Origin of the sequence: Streptomyces sp. NPDC004609, assembly GCF_042873655.1 — a bacterium.
Lineage (GTDB): Bacteria > Actinomycetota > Actinomycetes > Streptomycetales > Streptomycetaceae > Streptomyces.
Map to the genome: position 1 here is coordinate 312,303 of NZ_JBIALS010000004.1, position 15,473 is coordinate 327,775.

The window sequence follows — 15,473 nt, forward strand, 5'->3', positions numbered from 1 at the left end:
CCTTGCACGCTACCGATATCGCGGCTGTAACGCCATAGATCAGCGGAATCAGTTGAATAGGCGACCTAGAGCCACGGAATCGCTTGTACGGGAATCATCGGCCCTCGCCGAGACGGGCTCCCCGTTCCGTACCGCCACACACCTCACAGGGCCCACCAGCAGTACAGACGCTCACCGGCCGCCCGGGCGCGACCGGCCAGCGCCGACAGCAGAACCAGCACCTGGAGCGCGGTTTCGGAGGGTATTCCGGACGCCCGGAGTTCGTCGGTCTCGGACCACGGGCCGGCGGCTTCGGCGAGGGAGGCGTGCGCCGCCGACGCCAGCGCCTCCTGCACGGTGTCGGACACACTCACGATGAACGCGCTCTCCGCCTCCGGGGACGAGATCAGTTGCCCCGCGCGGGGACGGCGGGTCGCCTCGTCATAGGTGCAGCCGGTCAGGATCGCTTCGAGGCGGGCCATCACGACGACCGGATCGATCCCCTTCAGCGGCACCACGTCGAACGCCGACGCGTCCGGTCCGCCGGGCCGGTCGAGAACGGAGACAGCCGCGTCGTCGCCGGACGCCGAGAAGTAGTCGCACATCACCATGCCCGCGATCCTCGCATCCGGCACTGACAGCGCCCCGCTGACGACCGTGCCGCCGACCCGACGGAACAGCCGGGCACCCATCCGAAGCGGCACATGCCCTGTATACAGCGGTAGTTGGCGGGGACATTGATCCCCAGCACCTGAAAGGGTGCGTACGGGCGAGAAATTCACGCTGCGCGAACCCGACAGGCTCGGCCGCACCGGCGACCCGCTGTTCACCACGCGGCACGACCGGAGGCTCGCCGTTCGAGCGCCAACACCGCCTGAAACCCCCTATAGAGGGATGAGTACCGCTACTCATGCCCGGGCGCGCCCCCCGGTCCACTGTGGAGATCACCACCTACGGACCGACCCGAAGGGCCCGCGATGCCGAACGCCTCCCGTCCGCGCAGCCTCCCGCGTCTGCGGCAGTTCCTCGCACTCGCCACGGACACCTGGCTCGCGCGGGGGTATCTGGCCGTCCTCGCCGCCTCCGTCCCGGTCGCGTTCCTCTTCTCGGGGAGCGTCTACGCCGCGGGACATCTGCTGCTCACGGCACCCCTCTCCACCGTGGGCATGGCCTTCCCCTTCGGCCCCGGCACCGAGGGCGGCGGAGCGGCCGAGGTGCTCGCCACGGCGTTCTCGGCCGTCTGGCTCCTCGTGAGCGCCCTCGTCAACGCCGCCGTGCTCGGCGCCCTCGCCCATCACGTCCGCGACCGCCGCACCGCCCGGCAGGCGTGAACCCCGCGCCGGGTCCCTCCGGCCTCCCCCGCACTTTCACGCGCATCTCGTATCGCGAGTCCCGCATCACCCTGACCGGAAAGGAATGGACATGGCACGTTCTGCACACCCCCGCCTGCGGAGGATCCGGGCCCTGCTGGCACCCGCGGTGGACAACTGGCTCGCGCGCGGATACCTCGCGGTGGTCGCGGCGTCGCTGGGGTTCTTCCTGTACGCCGCGTATCTGTCGCCGGACCCGGGGTTCGCCGGGATCTGGCCGTTCATGGCCACGGCGCCGCTCAGCACCTTCGCCTTCCTGGTGCCGACACCCGGGTGGGACTCCTCGCTCGCCTGGCTGAGCCCGCTGGTGTTCTCGGCCGGGGCGGCCCTGGCCGGACTGGTCAACGCCGTGCTGCTGGGCCTGCTCGCCCGCAGGCTGCGGGCACGGGAGCCGCGCCCCGCGGCCTGAGGGACGCACCGGATCGCCGGCCGTTTCACCGCCGGGCACGGGTACGGGCACGGGTACGGGCACGGGGGCAGCGGCGACGGTACCGGGGCGCGCCCCGGGTCGGCGGGCGGTCCCGGGGCCGGCCTTCGGGCTCAGGCGATGTCGACGACGGCCCGCGCGCCCCAGTTCCCCGAGCCCGGGCCGGACCGATGTCCGGGGCCCGGGCGGGGCGCGGTTCGGCCGGGGATCGGCGCGCCCGGTTCCTGGTTACGCGTCGCCCGGACGGCGCGGTTCGCGCCACATCCCCCACAGCACCGGCCCGTCTCCCGGCAGCCTCAGCTCCTCGCGCACGGTGAAGCCGAAGTGCTCGTAGAAGGGGAGGTTGGACGGTTTGGAGGACTCAAGATAGGCGGGGAGACCCGCCGCGTCGGCCTTGGCCAGCCCCGAACGCAGCAGGGCGGCGCCGTGCCCCTGGCCCTGGGCGGCCGGGTCGGCGCCGATCAACGCCAGGTACCAGTGCGGTTCCCGGGGTGTGTGCTCGGCGACCGTCTCGATGGTCTCCCGGAAAAGCGGGGCCCGGTCGCCGAGGATGTTCAGCAGCTGCTGAATCGTCTCCGCGTCGGGAACGGCCTTGGCCTGCGCCTCCGGCGGCACCCAGAAGGCGACCGCCTTCTCGGTGCGCTCGCACACGGCGTGGTGAACGTACTGCCCGGTGAAGATGGTCGTGAAATAACGGCTCATCTCCGCCTCGCGCGAGGCGGCATCGGGGAAGAACCCGTTCATCATCGGGTCGTCGTCAAAAGCGCGGGCCAGAGTACGGCTGACCAGCGGAGCATCGTCGATCGTGGCTGTCTTCGGGGTGTTCATTATCGACATAAGGCTCATTGTGCACCCCGTGATCTTCGGCGCCGGGACGAGGTCCCCCCGGCCCCGGCGAGGCCCGTCGGCACCGAGTCCGACGGCGCGGCCACGGCTCGTCGATACCGGCCCGCAGGCCGGTATCGCGTGCGCGGCACCGGTGCCACGGCTCGGCTCCGGTGCACGGCGCGACAAGCGTCGGACGGAGGGACGTACGCACCGGACCAGCGGGTCGGCAGACCGGTGGATCGGCAGACCGGTGGGTCGGCGGATCAGCGGGTGCGCGGGTCAGCGGAAGCCCGCGCTCCAGCCGCCGTCGATGGAGATGTTCTGGCCGGTGACCCAACTGGACTCGTCCGAGGCGAGATACAGCGCGAGCGCGGCCACGTCCCCACCGGTACCGGCCCGCCGGATGAGATGCATGTCCAGCATGTAGTTACGGGCGTTCTCGTCCATCGAGGCGTCGGTGGCGGGCGAGGTGACGAACCCGGGCGAGATCGCGTTGGCGCGGATCCCGTCGGCGGCACCCTCGGCGGCCAGCGTCCGGGTGAGCGCGATCACCGCTCCCTTCGCCGCCGAGTGCGCGGCCTGCCCGATCGCGCCGATGCCCCGATTGCCGGAGATCGAGGCGGTGTTGATGATCGAGCCGCCGCTCTCCCGCAGATGTGCCCAGGCGGGGTGGGTGACATGGAAGACGATGTCGAGTTCCACCCGCATCACATGCCGCCACATGTCCAGGGTGAAGTCGGCGAACGGCGCGAAACCGAACCCCGCGGCGTTGTTGTAGAGCACATCGATACCGCCGAGGCGCTCCGCCGCGGACTCCACCCAGGCGCGGGACGCCTCCGGGTCGGCGAGGTCCACCGTGTCCCCGTGGACGTCGAAGCCCTGCTCCGCCAGCTTCGCGGCCGTGCGCCCGGCCGCGCCCTCGACCACATCGCAGCCCACGACCCGCGCGCCCTCGCGGACGAAGAGTTCCTGGGCGGCCTCCCCCTGTCCGCCCGCGGTGCCCGTGATCAGAACGCGTTTGCCCGCGAGGCGCTGCCCTGTGCGCGGAGTCGTCTCCGCGGTGGTGCTGGTGCTCATGGTGCCCCTTCCTGACCCGGCCGAGACGGCTCGGCCGATGTGTTCGGCGGCGTCGGGTGCGACGTATGCCGCGTCGCAGCATCACAACGGACGAACCTTCCGAAGGTCAAGCCTTAGAAGAACATCATTCTTCTTTCTCGCCCTGATTCATCCCGAATCATCGGGTAAGTTCACCGAACTCAATCACATTTTCTCTTCTCTCCAGAGAAAGATTCCCTCAACGGGAGATGAGGCAGGCGACCGACACCGCTCCGGGCAGGAAAAAGGGCCAGACCGACGGCCTGGCCCCTGATCACCCGCCCGGTCAGCCGGTCGCGGTCCCGCCCGCGAAGGCCACGAACCGGGCCCAGGAGGCCACCGGGACGACGAGGGCGGCGCCCTGTTTGTCCTTCGAGTCACGGATGCCGACCCGATCGGTCAGGTCGGCGATCTCGACACAGCTACTGCCCGCGCCGCTGCTGTACGAGGACTTGAACCAGGCGTCTTCGGCGGCCGTCTCAGTGGCCGGAATGTGAGTGTTGATGACTCCGCTACCTTTGGCTAGTTTGTTCAGGACTTCGGTGGATTCTTGGGGCGGTCCGGACGTTTGCCGTCCGGTCCGCCGGGATCAAGGATTGCGAAGTCCTGGCCCGCCCGGTACCCGCGCCGGGCACCCACCGCCCTTATTGAGACACGGTTTTCGGGCTCGGCCCCTACCGCCCCGGCGCGTTCACTGCCGCAATTTCCCGCCAACGCCCAGCGGGGTCGGCGAGCCCCGTTCCCCCAAACCGGCCCGAAGGCGTACAGGCGTGCCACCCGCCCGGGCCCGGCGGGCCGCCGCGCCCCCCGCGGACGCCGCTCCCGGTGCCGGGTCTCCACGTGGGGCCGCCGGACGCCTCCGATGACGGCGGAGTCCGAAGGAGGCCGTAAATCACCGTCCGGGAGCCATGTCGGCGGTGTCGAACATCTGGTCCACGCCGTGGCCGCGCAGCCGGTAGCTGTCCCCCTTGAGGCAGACGACGTCGGCGTGATGGGCGACGCGGTCGATCAGGGCGAGGGCGACGGGCGAGTCACCGAGGACATCGGTCCACCGGGCGAGCGGCTTGTCGCTGGTGACGATGACCGAGGCGCGCTCGTAGCGGTGGGAGACCAGCCGGAACAGCAGATTGGTCGCCTCGGGTTCGAAGGGGACATAACCGATCTCGTCGATGACCAGCAGAGGGAAGCGGTCGAGATCGGCCAGCTCCTCGGACAGCCGGCCCGCGTGCTGTGCCTCGGTGAGACGTGCGACCCACTCGGTGGCCGTGGCGAAGCGGACCTCGTGACCGGTGCGGCAGGCCCGCATGCCGAGCGCGATGGCCAGATGGGTCTTGCCGGTGCCGGGCGGGCCGATGAGGAGAGCGTTGCGGCGAGCGGTGACGAAGTCCATGGTGGCCAGGCGGGTGACGGTCTCGCTGTCGGCGGCCCGCTGGCGGTCGGCGTCGAACTCCTCCAGCGACTTGCGGGCCGGGAAGCCCGCGGCCCGGACACGGGCCTCGGCGCCGGAGCCCTCCCGGGTGCCGCCCGTGTCCTGCGCGGGGATGAACTCCCGCAGCCCCGTGGGGGCGTTGGACTCCTCGTACTCCGCGAGCCGCTCCGGGCCCCCGCCGCGCGGGCCCCCGAGGGCGGCGGCGTGGGCCGCGTGGCCGAGGGACTCCATCGGGCCCGACATGTACGCGAGGATCGCGGCCGAGAGGATGAACGCCATATGGATCACCGTCCCCCACAGCAGCGAGTGGTGGGCGGTGTGGTCGACGTCGACGAACATCTGGAGCAGATGGACCGACGAGATGCCGACGATGGCGGTGGCCAGTTTCACCTTCAGCACATTGGAGTTGACGTGCGACAGCCACTCGGGCTGGTCCCGGTGGCCCTGCAGTCCGATGCGCGAGACGAAGGTCTCGTACCCCCCGACGATCACCATGATCAGCAGATTCGCGATCATCACGACGTCGACGAGCTTCAATACGGCGAGCATGACGTGTGTCTCGTCCGCACGGCCGGTCATGACGTGCTGGACGAGATGCAGCAACTCGTTGAAGAACTTGTAGACATAGACGCCCTGGGCGGCCACCAGCCCGAAGTACAGCGGGGCCTGGAGCCAGCGGGTGGCGAACAGGGCGTATCCGAGCGAGGGAGCCGCATAGCTCCTGATGTCCGGTTTGGGCGACGCGGGCGTGGCGTGACCGAGCAACGGCTCTCCAAGGGTGGCTTGGCGGCGGACGGGCGCAGCCCGTGTACACGCCTTCAACGGTCGGGGCGGGGAAGGCGTCACGGACCCGGCGGGGGTCGGACCTCACCGGACCCGACCCGATCGGCGGATCCGGACACCGCCGCAGGGGCGCGCCGGACCCGGGGAAGCAACGCACCGGCCTCGCGACGCCGTGGGCCGGATCCGGCCCTCCGGAGGCCGAGGGGCGCGGACCTCGGAAGGCCGTGGACGCGGACCCCCGCAGACCCCGGACCGGCCTCCGCGGGCGGGGCGGGGCCCGGCCTCCTGCCGACGTCCGGCGGATGGCCGGAACTCCTCGGTTACCGTGGGAATATCATCGGACTTCACTGACTTGGGGGGGCTTGCATGGCTCTGTTCGGAAACGCGCACCCGATCGATCCCGCGGCGGCGGCACAGGAGTACGCGCGGCTGCTCGGCCAGGGCGAGCAGGTGTTCGCCGCCTATCTGCTGATCCGCGACACCATCCTGTTCACCGACCGCAGGCTGCTCCTCGTCGACAAGCAGGGGATCACCGGCAAGAAGGTGGAGTACCACTCGATCCCGTACCGCAGCATCACGCACTTCGCGGTCGAGACGGCCGGGACCTTCGATCTGGACGCGGAGCTGAAGATCTGGGTGTCCGGGAACTCCGTCCCGGTGCAGAAGACCTTCACCAAGGGCGTCGACATCTACGAGGTGCAGGCCATCCTCACGCAGTTCGTGACCCGGTAGCCCACCCGGACCCGCCCGGGGTGCGCCGAACCCGCCCCGGGCCTCCCGGACCGGGCCTCCCGGACTCGACCCGGACCACTCAGGACCTCCCGGACCGTCCGGGCCGCCCCGGCGCCTGCCCGCCCCGAACAGCTCTCCCCGGACGCCCGCGGCTGGCGGCTCTCCCGCGCGACTCCCCGAACGGCCCCCGCTCCGACGGCCCGCACCCCAACGGCCCGGCATGCCGGGCCGGGCGGTGGGGCCTTGACTGCGAGATGGCGCGACGGAGGCCCGGTGGCCGGGCCCCAGCCTGCGCCACACCGCGCACGGGCCACCCGCGACGGCAACGGCCGGGCCTCGGGGGCGAACGGTCCGGTGGCCGCCGGACGCAGGGCGGATGGTCCGGCGGCCGACAGTGAGCGGCCCGGCGGGCCGCCTGGGCACGAGCGAACGGCCGCGGCAGGCCGCCCGGAGGCCCGGTGGCCGGGGGCGCGGGCTCCCTCGTGGGGTGACCGCGTCCCCGGCGCCGGCCAAGGGACACCGGCGAAGGGGATCAGCCCTTGCCGCCCTTGCTCGTGCCCTTTCCGGGCTCGCCCCGCCTGTTGGCGATCTTCACGGTGACCGGCTCGTCCGCGTTGGCCGCGGTGATCACATACGGTCCGGTGACCGGGTTCTCGGGGAGGACATGGCCCTTTGGCGCACCGGTCTCCCGGAGCCAGTACGTGCCGGCCCCCAGTTCGTCGAAGACGCAGGAGCCCGCGCTGTCCGTGGAACAGCCCGGGCACCCCGGTGACGCCGTGGCGGACCTCCCCGGCGAACTCGCCCGGCGAGACACCCGCGTCGTAGATCGCCGCGTAGGCCGTATGGCCGGGCGGGAGCGGCTGCTCGGTGCTCGTCCGGCCGGTGGTGAACGGGCCGCCGTCCACACTCCGGTTCGCACACAGGCGCAGCGTTCCCGTCGCCCTGCCCACCCGGCCGGCCGCTCTGCCCGCCGGTTCTCCCGTCACCTCGCCCGCCGCCTCGCCCGTCGCCTCACCGGCGGTTTTCACGGCGTCCGCGGACTCCGGTTCCCGCTGTGCCGCGCCCGCGGGCACGGTCAACGCCACCAGGGTCACCAAGGCCCCCACGACCCACGACCGCAGCAGCCTGCCGGGTCTCCCCGGTCGCGACGGGACCGGCGGACCGGTGACGTCGCTTCCTCGTGTGCGGCTTCGACACCGCCATCGATGAACATGGCGGTATCAGACCCACGGCCTGTTTTGTCCGAGGCCGTACGCACCGGCTCCCTCGAATATTCGCCCGGTGATTCACCCGGTCGCCACACGGTTTCGGGCGAATTCACCCGTACGGCCCTCACGGCGTGCGAGGGCTCCCGGCCGCACCTTCACTGGCCGTACACCTGCGCACTCCCGCGCGGGCCGAGCAAACCAGCGCAAGAACAGGGCGAGAACAGGGAGAAGGAGGCGGGCGGCATGAGCGGTCGATGGCGGCGGCCCGTCGCGAGCGCGGCGGCGACGGCGGTCCTGGCGACGGCGACGGCCGCCGGAGCGGCCGGGTGCTCGAACGAGAACACCCCCTCCGGTGTCGCGTCCAAGGCCGCGTCCGCCCTGTCGTCGGTGGGCGCCCAGGCCACGGCGGCCATCGCCTCCGCCACCGAGGCGGCGGAGAAGAAGCTCGACGAGATCAAGAACGGCGTCGACGCCCGGGGCGAGGTGACACTCGGCACCCCGAAGACGGGCAGCGACGGCATCACCACCGTCGAGGTCACGGTCCGCAACACCGCCGGGTCCGCGAAGTCCTTCGCCGTCCAGGTCAACTACCGCGACCAGAACGGCAATCTGCTGGACACGGTCGTGGTCACCGTCCCCGACGTGCCCGCCTCCGGGTCGAAGTCGGCCACGGCACGCGGCACCCACAAGCTTTCCGGCGAGGTGAAGGCCGAGGTCGGCACCGCGCTGCGGTACTGAGTGCCCGGCGGGCGCGGCCGAGCGGGCCGCCGGAGTGCCCGCCCGGCACCCGGCACCCGCCCCACACAGGCACCGGAAACCGGAACCGGAAGCACGCGTACGCGATGACCGTGCGCGATGGCCATACCCGAAGGCCCGGATCCGATACGGACGGCACCGGGAGAACCCGTACCGCGCGAACCCGCACCGGAGCAACCGGTGTGGTGAAGGGAGCCCACCGTGGACGACTACCCTCTCCTCAATCTCTTCTGGACCATGCTCTGGTTCTTCCTCTGGATCATGTGGCTGTTCCTGCTCTTCAAGGTCATCGGGGACATCTTCCGCGACCACGAGATGAACGGCTGGGCCAAGGCGGGCTGGCTGATCCTGGTGATCGTGCTGCCGTTCCTCGGTGTGCTCATCTATGTCGTCTTCCGCGGCAAGTCGATGGGACAGCGCGAGGTCGCCGCCGCCGAACAGCGCGAGGCCGCGTTCCAGTCGTACATCCGCCGGACCGCGGGCACGGGCGGCGAGGGCGGCGGCAGCCACGCCGACCAACTGGCGAAGCTCGCCGAGCTGAAGGAGAAGGGCTCGATCACGGACGAGGAGTTCCAGCGCGCGAAGGAGAAGATCCTGGCGTGAGCCGCCGGCGCGCGGCCGGGTGCCTCCACCCCCGCGCGCCGGGCCCTCTCCCGCCGAACCGGCCCGGCTCCGCCCGCCCTGCCCCCTCCCGACCGTCCCGGCCCCTCGCGCCCCGCGTTCGGGTCCCGCGTTCGGGCCCCTCCCCGGCGCCCGCGGTTCGCCGAACCCGCCCCGACCCGCCCCCGCGTCGTTATCACGGGGTCATCGCGTCAATGATCCGTATACGAGGCGCAAGGGTTCACGCCATCGGATCCGTGCCCCGCTCCCCCGCTCCTAGGGTCGGACGCGATAAACGATCACAGACTGCACGGGGGCACATCCATGTCGTTCGAAGCGGAGTGGGCACAGGCCAAGGCCGATGCGGCGATGCGGCTGAACAGGGTTCCGGACGAGCCGGGCGTACCCCGGGGACCGGGCGGCGGGTCCGGTGACCTGCTCGTACAGCGGGACGATCTCGGGCTGATCGGCCGTGCCGCCTTCCGGCTGCGCGGCGGTCTCGCGTCGGCGGGCAAGCACGCGGCCGAGGCCACCCGGGGCGCCGCGGGCGAGCTCGGCGGGGGCCGCTTCAGGACGGGCCCCGCGATCGCGGGGCTCGCCGGTGCCTGGGACAACCAGGTCAAGGCGCTGCTGGAGGCATGTGCGCACATCTCCAACCATCTCGACTTCACCACCAAGGTCCACGGCGAGGACGAGCGCCGGATCGAGACGTCGATGAAAAACACGGAGAAACAGCCGATGACCGCGTCCCGGCTGTACGAGTACTTCCAGTAGGCCGGGGGGCGAGCGCGAGATGGCGCATCTGACGTTCGAGGACGTGCTGCATGTGCGGCTGGGCAGGCTGGACCAGGCCGTCACCGACTGGACCGCGATGATCGCCAAGCTGGAACGGCTGGCCGACGAGGCGCGCGACAACATGAAGGCGAAGTCCGACACCGCCCGCTGGCAGGGCGAGAACGCCGGAGTCACCCGGCCGTTCGTGGACAAGACCACGAAGGAGTTCCGGGACGCGGTCACCGAGGCCACCAGCGTCCGCAACATCCTGCGGGACGGGCACACCGCCCTGAAGTCCGCCAGGGACGAACTGCGGCGGATCGTGGACAGCCCGCCCGCCGGGGTCACCATCTGGCCCGACGGGGTCGTCGCCCGCTCGGTCCACCCCGACCGCCGCGCCGCCGGCTCCACCGACCCGGGCCCGTCGGCCCAGACCCTGGACGCCGTACGGGACCGGATCACCCGGGCCCTCGACACCGCGAGCGACGCCGACGACACCGTGGCCCGCGCGCTGCGCGACATCACCGAAGGGCATCCGTACGACTTCGGCGACGACCGCTACGCCGGGCTCGACGACTACCGCGGCCAGGACCGGGCGGAGTCGCTCCGGGACGCGGACACGGCGGTCGGACTGGCGTCCCGGGGCACCCGGATGTCCGACGCCGAACTCGCCCGCCTCAACGACCTCCTCGCCGGCAACCGGGACAACCCCGTCTTCGCGGAGCGTTTCGCGGCGAGCCTGGGCGCCGAGCGCACCCTCGGCTTCTACGCCGGTCTCACCGACCCCCGCCAGGTGCCCGCGATCAGCGACGCCCGGATCAGGGAGCTGGGCGAGACCCAGCGCAATCTGGGGCTGGTCCTCGCCCAGGCGACCCACAGCGACACCCCGGCCATGCGGCAGTGGAAGCAGGACGTTATCGAGCTGGGCCCGAAGCCGCTCGAACCGGGCGGCGCCTCCCGTCCGTTCGGCTTCCAGGTCATGAGCAATCTGATGCGCGACGGCGTGTACGACAAGAAGTTCCTGAACGACTACGGCACCGCCCTGGTCGCGACGGAGAAGAAGATGCGCCTGCCGGAGAAGTACTGGCACGGGCCCCTGAACGCGGACACCCATCTCAACTTCCAGGACTCCGACGACGACTTCGGGCGCGACCCGATGACCGGCTTCATGAAGGCGCTCGCCCACAACCCGGAGGCGTCCACCCAATTCTTCAACACCACCGAGCCGCAGGACAACACGGCCTGGGTACTCGGCGAACGCGACTGGTTCGCCGACGGCATGAAGCAGGACGGCCCCCACGCGAACCGGGACGCCCTCGGCTCCGCGCTGGTCGCCGCCGCCACCGGGATGAACCCCGACGACAAGAACGCGGTGTTCACCGAGCACACCGTGGAGCACCGTCAGGTCCTGGACCGGTCCCTGGCCCAGCTGTCCGGGGCCGGCGACGACTTCCCGCCCGAACTGCGCGACGACATGGCGAAGATCCTCGGCAACCACGGGGACGTCGTGCACCGGGCCGCCAGCAGCCTCGACGCCACCACCAGCCCCCTCGACCGGGACCAGCTGCTGGAGGTCGCCAAACAGGTCTCGCGCGACCAGAACGCGTACGGCATGCTCAACGAGGCCCTCAACCGCGAACTGGTCCACGACATCCACCAGGACCGGGGCGGTAACGAACCCCTGCTGCGCGCCGGGCAGACCGTCGGCTTCCTGGAGGAGGCCCGCTACCAGGCCCTCGCCACCGACAAGGACGATCCGTCCTGGAACGCCAAGTGGGCGTACCACATAGGCGGCGGCATCGTGAACTTCCTGCCGGTCGTCGGGGACGCCGCACAGCGCAGTGTCGACGTCATCACGTACGCCTGGCAGTTGGAGGAGCAGGGCCGGATCAACGACCGGGCGGGCGAGGACAACGCGAAGGTGTTCAAGGTGCGCGAGGAGCAGCTCGGGGCGCTCGCCAGGGAGTGGCACGCGATCAACCCGGGCCTGGCGGAGAGCGCGTACACGGCCCATGACCGGATCAACGGCGCGGCCAACGACGGGAACGCCCGCGCGAAGGGCCTGGCGGGCGACCAGTGACCCGCCCTCCCCCTCCGGACCGCCCGTCCGGGCCCGACCGTCCTCCCCCTCCGGACCGCCCGTCCGGGCTGGACCGCCCGTCGCGTCCCGACCGCCTGTCCCGTCCGGGCCGGGCTCGGCGTCCGGGCCGTCTTCGCCGCCCCCGCGGGGGCCGGTGCCGGATCGCCGTGGCGGTGGCGGCCGGGTCGGCCACCGCGGGCGCGCTGGCCGCCGTCGCCCTGTGCACGGGGCCGGAACGGGACTACGCGGTCCCCGCGAGGATCTGCGGGACACCCGTAGCCTCCGAGACGCTCGGACCGCTGCTGCCTCCCGGCGGCTCCTACCGGGAGTCGGACCGGGCCTCCCGGCCCGGCAGCCCGCGCTGCCGGCTCTTCGTCGACGACAGGCTGGTGCTGTATCTGGGCGGTGATGTCGTCCCGGCCGGGCTCAACCCCTTCGACAACCCGCGCGGGCTGGTCAACCGGTTCGAGAATCCGGAGAAGCCGGGCATCGGGATCGACTCCCGGCTCGGGGACGACGGCGCGGCCGCCCTGGTCGCCTGCGAGCGGCGGGGCGCACCGCTGCGGTTCGTCCTCCACGTCGATCTGTCGTACGACGTCCCCCGGGACACGGGGGAACGGCGGCGCAGACTGGGCGAGTTCCTGGCGTCGGCGCTCGTGGAGTGGTCGGCGGCGGCGGGCTGCGCCCGGGGGTGAGGGGCCGTGGCCGGGCCGGTGCGCGGGGGACGGCCGGGCCGGGTGCGCCCCGGCGTGGGGCGGTCGGCCGGTCCCGGGGAGGGTGCGCCCCCTCCGGGGTCAGCCGGCGGTGTCGTACGTGTAGAAGCCGCGCCCCGACTTACGGCCCAGCGTCCCCGCCGCGACCATACGGCGCAGCAGCGGCGGCGGTGCGTACAGCGGCTCCTTGAACTCCTCGTACATCGACTCGGCGATGGACTGCGCGGTGTCGAGCCCGATGAGGTCGAGCAGCCGGAGCGGGCCCATCGGGTGGGAGCAGCCGAGGACCATGCCGTTGTCGATGTCCTCGGCGGACGCGGCGCCCGACTCCAGCATGCGGACGGCGGAGACGAGGTACGGGACGAGGAGCGCGTTGACGACGAACCCGGCCCGGTCGCGGGCGCGTACGGCCGTCTTGCCGAGCGTGTCCTCGGCGAAGGCCACCACCCGTTCCGTCACGGAGCCGGTGGTCAGCTGGGTGGGGATGATCTCGATCAGCCGCTGCACCGGGACCGGGTTGAAGAAGTGGACCCCGACGACCTGGTGGGGCCGACCGGTGACCGCGGCCAGATCGGTGATCGGGATCGAGGAGGTGTTGGACGCGATGACCGCGTCCGCGCCGAGCACCCGGTCGAGCTCCTTGAAGACCGCCGTCTTCGCCTCCGGCCGCTCGGCGACCGCCTCGATGACGAGTTCCCGGTCGGCGAAGTCCGCGAGGGAGGCGGTGAACGACAGTCTGCCGAGGGTGGCTTCGTGCTCGGCTCCGGTGAGCTTGCCGCTGCGCAGCCCGCGGTCGAGTGAGGCGGTCAGCCGTTCCCGGCCCGCCGCGAGGGCCGCCTCGTCGCGTTCCGCGACCAGCACATCGAGTCCGGCCCGTGCGCAGACCTCGGCGATGCCGGCCCCCATGAGGCCGCATCCCACGACTCCCACCCTGCTGAACTGCCTCATGTACCTGCCCTTTCAGCAGCTCTCACCGCCAGTCGGTGTGCCTGACCGTGTCGCACAGTTCGACGACGAGTTCGCCCGCGTCGAGGTCGGCGGCGGCCACGGGCCGTACCCGGGCCCCGATCCAGACCAGATGCGGCGCCGCCCCGATGACCCGGCAGCGGAACATGAAGCCCTCGGGGAAGCGGACCAGGGACTCGTTGCGGGCGATCCGGGTGTACCGGTGCACCACGGACGAGCTGATGACGATGCCCTCGCCCGTGCTGCGCTCCGACTCCAGATCGCTCGACGCGCAGACGGGACAGAGGAGTTTGCGGAAGGAGGCGGTGCCGCACCAGCGGCACCGCTGATAGATGAGACCGACGTCTTCCCGTACGTCCGGCACGGTGTCGGTTCCGGGCTGGGACATGGCACGACCCCCTGCACTCGGCGTGGATACGCCCCGCTTTCGCAGCGGCGCCTTCGCACCATATGACACTCAGTGTCGAGGTGTATAGGTACTGAGTGCCACATCTTTGGGTGGCCGGTTTTTGTCGACTCCCGTCAACATCACGGGCCTTCGAGGGCCGCCTCGATCCCCTGCACGACCCGCCAGACGGGGGTGCCCTTGCGGGCGACCATGACGATGACCTCGTCGTCCTCGGCGAGGGTGCCGACCGGGCCGCGTCCGCCCTCGGCGGCGGTGGCGGGGACGGTGTGCGAGCCCTCGGCCTGTGCGGAGGCGGCGGGCGCGGGACCGGCGGTGGAGTCCGCCGCCGGGAGCGGATCCGGGGCGGCGCCCCACACCTGCTGCACGAGCCCGAGCGCATGGTCCACCGCCGCCGCGGCGTCGCCCTCGCCCCCCGAACGCAGCCAGCCGCGCAGGGCGTTGTTGTGCGCGGCGACCACGGCCGACGCGATCACCTCGGCGCGCAGCGCCCCGTCCGTGGTCTTCGGGTAGCGGGCGCGCAGATGGCTCGCGAGGGTGCGCTCGTAGCGGCGCACGACCGACAGTTCGTACGTCCGCAGCCCGGGCACCTCACGGGTGAGGCGGTAGCGCTGTACGGAGAAGTCGGGCTTCGCGGCGTACATACGCATCACGATCCGCGCCGCGTCGCACACCGTCGCCACCGGATCGCCGCCGCCACCTTCCCCGCCGCCTTCGCCGTTGCTCCTGGCCTCCAGGAAGGCGGTCATCTCGTCGAGGCAGCTCTCGTGGTCGGGGAAGACGGCGTCCTCCTTCGACGGGAAGTAGCGGAAGAACGACCGGCGCCCGACACCCGCCCGCGCCACGATGTCGTCCACCGTGGTCCGCTCGAACCCCCGCTCCAGAAAGAGCTCGAAGGCGGCCTCCGCGAGGGCCTCCCGCATGGGCACCTTCGCGGTTCGGCCGGTTGTGCCTCCGGGACCGGTCCCGGCGGTGGGGCCGGGTTCCGGCTTGCGTCGCCTGCGCACCTCAGTCATGCGGGGAACGTAACACCGCCGCACCCCTTTTGGCACTGCGTACCTTTACAGAGGGTACCCAGTGCCATAGGCTCGGGTGGACTAAACCCTCCATCCGTAGGAGAGCCGGCGTGAGCTTGAGGATCGTTGTCTGTGTGAAGTATGTGCCCGACGCTTCTGGTGACCGGCGTTTTGCGGGTGATCTGACGGTGGACCGTGAGGATGTGGACGGTCTGTTGTCGGAGCTGGATGAGTATGCGGTGGAGCAGGCGCTGCGGATTGCGGAGGGGGTGGAGGGGGCTGAGGTGACGGTGGTGACGGTGGGTCCTGAG

17 protein-coding genes and 1 pseudogene are annotated in these 15,473 nt (G+C 71.4%); 9 read left to right on the forward strand and 9 right to left on the reverse strand.

All coding sequences use genetic code 11. The features are described from left to right. Positions 1 to 143 precede the first annotated feature (143 nt). The gene (locus tag ACFYT4_RS06115) at positions 144 to 683 is read right to left on the reverse strand and encodes a hypothetical protein (protein ID WP_389265728.1); all 540 of its coding nucleotides are present in this window, start codon (positions 681 to 683) and stop codon (positions 144 to 146) included. A 273-nt stretch (positions 684 to 956) separates the two neighbouring features. Between ACFYT4_RS06115 and ACFYT4_RS06120 the strand changes: the two genes are divergently transcribed. Both ACFYT4_RS06120 and ACFYT4_RS06125 read left to right on the forward strand, forming a co-directional pair. Next, positions 957 to 1,310 (forward strand): SCO4225 family membrane protein, encoded by a 354-nt coding sequence (locus ACFYT4_RS06120; protein WP_389265730.1) that lies wholly within the window; start codon positions 957 to 959, stop codon positions 1,308 to 1,310. 91 nt (positions 1,311 to 1,401) lie between these two features. Next, on the forward strand, positions 1,402 to 1,758 hold the full coding sequence (locus ACFYT4_RS06125) for an SCO4225 family membrane protein (protein WP_389265732.1): 357 nt from the start codon (positions 1,402 to 1,404) through the stop codon (positions 1,756 to 1,758). A gap of 246 nt (positions 1,759 to 2,004) precedes the next feature. On the opposite strand, the gene ACFYT4_RS06130 is transcribed toward ACFYT4_RS06125, so the two are convergent. The 4 genes from ACFYT4_RS06130 to istB form a co-directional block, all read right to left on the reverse strand. Continuing rightward, the gene (locus ACFYT4_RS06130; protein WP_389265734.1) at positions 2,005 to 2,613 is read right to left on the reverse strand and encodes a GNAT family N-acetyltransferase; all 609 of its coding nucleotides are present in this window, start codon (positions 2,611 to 2,613) and stop codon (positions 2,005 to 2,007) included. 270 nt (positions 2,614 to 2,883) lie between these two features. Beyond that, positions 2,884 to 3,681 (reverse strand): SDR family NAD(P)-dependent oxidoreductase, encoded by a 798-nt coding sequence (locus ACFYT4_RS06135; protein WP_389265736.1) that lies wholly within the window; start codon positions 3,679 to 3,681, stop codon positions 2,884 to 2,886. Positions 3,682 to 3,985: 304 nt separating this feature from the next. Continuing rightward, entirely contained in the window at positions 3,986 to 4,234 is a 249-nt protein-coding gene (locus ACFYT4_RS06140) for a DUF397 domain-containing protein (protein ID WP_389265790.1), read from the reverse strand. A gap of 357 nt (positions 4,235 to 4,591) precedes the next feature. Continuing rightward, positions 4,592 to 5,893, reverse strand: a complete 1,302-nt coding sequence (gene istB, locus ACFYT4_RS06145) for an IS21-like element helper ATPase IstB (RefSeq protein WP_389265738.1) — start codon at positions 5,891 to 5,893, stop codon at positions 4,592 to 4,594. A 384-nt stretch (positions 5,894 to 6,277) separates the two neighbouring features. Here istB and ACFYT4_RS06150 point away from each other — a divergent pair, with 384 nt between their 5' ends. Beyond that, positions 6,278 to 6,643 (forward strand): PH domain-containing protein, encoded by a 366-nt coding sequence (locus tag ACFYT4_RS06150; RefSeq protein ID WP_389265740.1) that lies wholly within the window; start codon positions 6,278 to 6,280, stop codon positions 6,641 to 6,643. Positions 6,644 to 7,175: 532 nt separating this feature from the next. Here ACFYT4_RS06150 and ACFYT4_RS06155 read toward each other — a convergent pair. Continuing rightward, entirely contained in the window at positions 7,176 to 7,457 is a 282-nt protein-coding gene (locus ACFYT4_RS06155; RefSeq protein WP_389265742.1) for a prealbumin-like fold domain-containing protein, read from the reverse strand. A 637-nt stretch (positions 7,458 to 8,094) separates the two neighbouring features. Between ACFYT4_RS06155 and ACFYT4_RS06160 the strand changes: the two genes are divergently transcribed. The 5 genes from ACFYT4_RS06160 to ACFYT4_RS06180 all read left to right on the forward strand — a co-directional run bounded on the left by ACFYT4_RS06160 (position 8,095) and on the right by ACFYT4_RS06180 (position 12,756). Next, positions 8,095 to 8,589, forward strand: a complete 495-nt coding sequence (locus ACFYT4_RS06160) for an FxLYD domain-containing protein (RefSeq protein WP_389265744.1) — start codon at positions 8,095 to 8,097, stop codon at positions 8,587 to 8,589. Positions 8,590 to 8,808: 219 nt separating this feature from the next. Then, positions 8,809 to 9,210, forward strand: coding sequence for an SHOCT domain-containing protein (locus ACFYT4_RS06165; protein ID WP_389265746.1), 402 nt, complete (start codon positions 8,809 to 8,811; stop codon positions 9,208 to 9,210). A 321-nt stretch (positions 9,211 to 9,531) separates the two neighbouring features. Next, entirely contained in the window at positions 9,532 to 9,981 is a 450-nt protein-coding gene (locus tag ACFYT4_RS06170; protein WP_389265748.1) for a hypothetical protein, read from the forward strand. Between the two features lie 19 nt (positions 9,982 to 10,000). Beyond that, positions 10,001 to 12,061, forward strand: coding sequence for a hypothetical protein (locus ACFYT4_RS06175; protein ID WP_389265750.1), 2,061 nt, complete (start codon positions 10,001 to 10,003; stop codon positions 12,059 to 12,061). Between the two features lie 173 nt (positions 12,062 to 12,234). Then, complete coding sequence (locus ACFYT4_RS06180) at positions 12,235 to 12,756, forward strand: hypothetical protein (protein ID WP_389265752.1); 522 nt, start codon at positions 12,235 to 12,237, stop codon at positions 12,754 to 12,756. Positions 12,757 to 12,855: 99 nt separating this feature from the next. Here the strand turns inward: ACFYT4_RS06180 and ACFYT4_RS06185 are convergent, their stop codons facing one another. The 3 genes from ACFYT4_RS06185 to ACFYT4_RS06195 form a co-directional block, all read right to left on the reverse strand. Then, positions 12,856 to 13,722, reverse strand: a complete 867-nt coding sequence (locus ACFYT4_RS06185; protein WP_389265754.1) for a 3-hydroxybutyryl-CoA dehydrogenase — start codon at positions 13,720 to 13,722, stop codon at positions 12,856 to 12,858. Between the two features lie 22 nt (positions 13,723 to 13,744). Beyond that, the gene (locus tag ACFYT4_RS06190) at positions 13,745 to 14,128 is read right to left on the reverse strand and encodes a Zn-ribbon domain-containing OB-fold protein (RefSeq protein WP_389265756.1); all 384 of its coding nucleotides are present in this window, start codon (positions 14,126 to 14,128) and stop codon (positions 13,745 to 13,747) included. A 140-nt stretch (positions 14,129 to 14,268) separates the two neighbouring features. Next, a complete protein-coding gene (locus ACFYT4_RS06195) occupies positions 14,269 to 15,069 on the reverse strand; it encodes a TetR family transcriptional regulator (RefSeq protein WP_389265758.1) in 801 nt (266 codons plus the stop codon). A 203-nt stretch (positions 15,070 to 15,272) separates the two neighbouring features. Between ACFYT4_RS06195 and ACFYT4_RS06200 the strand changes: the two are divergent. After that, positions 15,273 to 15,473: pseudogene (locus tag ACFYT4_RS06200) on the forward strand (electron transfer flavoprotein subunit beta); the annotation flags it as partial.

What these genes read in the sequence shown, in the direction of transcription:
- ACFYT4_RS06120 (WP_389265730.1), top strand. Translation starts at nt 957, where the DNA reads ATGCCGAACGCCTCCCGTCCGCGCAGCCTCCCGCGTCTGCGGCAGTTC.
- ACFYT4_RS06125 (WP_389265732.1), top strand. Translation starts at nt 1,402, where the DNA reads ATGGCACGTTCTGCACACCCCCGCCTGCGGAGGATCCGGGCCCTGCTG.
- ACFYT4_RS06130 (WP_389265734.1), bottom strand. Translation starts at nt 2,613, where the DNA reads ATGTCGATAATGAACACCCCGAAGACAGCCACGATCGACGATGCTCCG.
- ACFYT4_RS06135 (WP_389265736.1), bottom strand. Translation starts at nt 3,681, where the DNA reads ATGAGCACCAGCACCACCGCGGAGACGACTCCGCGCACAGGGCAGCGC.
- ACFYT4_RS06150 (WP_389265740.1), top strand. Translation starts at nt 6,278, where the DNA reads ATGGCTCTGTTCGGAAACGCGCACCCGATCGATCCCGCGGCGGCGGCA.
- ACFYT4_RS06160 (WP_389265744.1), top strand. Translation starts at nt 8,095, where the DNA reads ATGAGCGGTCGATGGCGGCGGCCCGTCGCGAGCGCGGCGGCGACGGCG.
- ACFYT4_RS06170 (WP_389265748.1), top strand. Translation starts at nt 9,532, where the DNA reads ATGTCGTTCGAAGCGGAGTGGGCACAGGCCAAGGCCGATGCGGCGATG.
- ACFYT4_RS06175 (WP_389265750.1), top strand. Translation starts at nt 10,001, where the DNA reads ATGGCGCATCTGACGTTCGAGGACGTGCTGCATGTGCGGCTGGGCAGG.
- ACFYT4_RS06185 (WP_389265754.1), bottom strand. Translation starts at nt 13,722, where the DNA reads ATGAGGCAGTTCAGCAGGGTGGGAGTCGTGGGATGCGGCCTCATGGGG.
- ACFYT4_RS06190 (WP_389265756.1), bottom strand. Translation starts at nt 14,128, where the DNA reads ATGTCCCAGCCCGGAACCGACACCGTGCCGGACGTACGGGAAGACGTC.
- ACFYT4_RS06195 (WP_389265758.1), bottom strand. Translation starts at nt 15,069, where the DNA reads ATGCGGGAGGCCCTCGCGGAGGCCGCCTTCGAGCTCTTTCTGGAGCGG.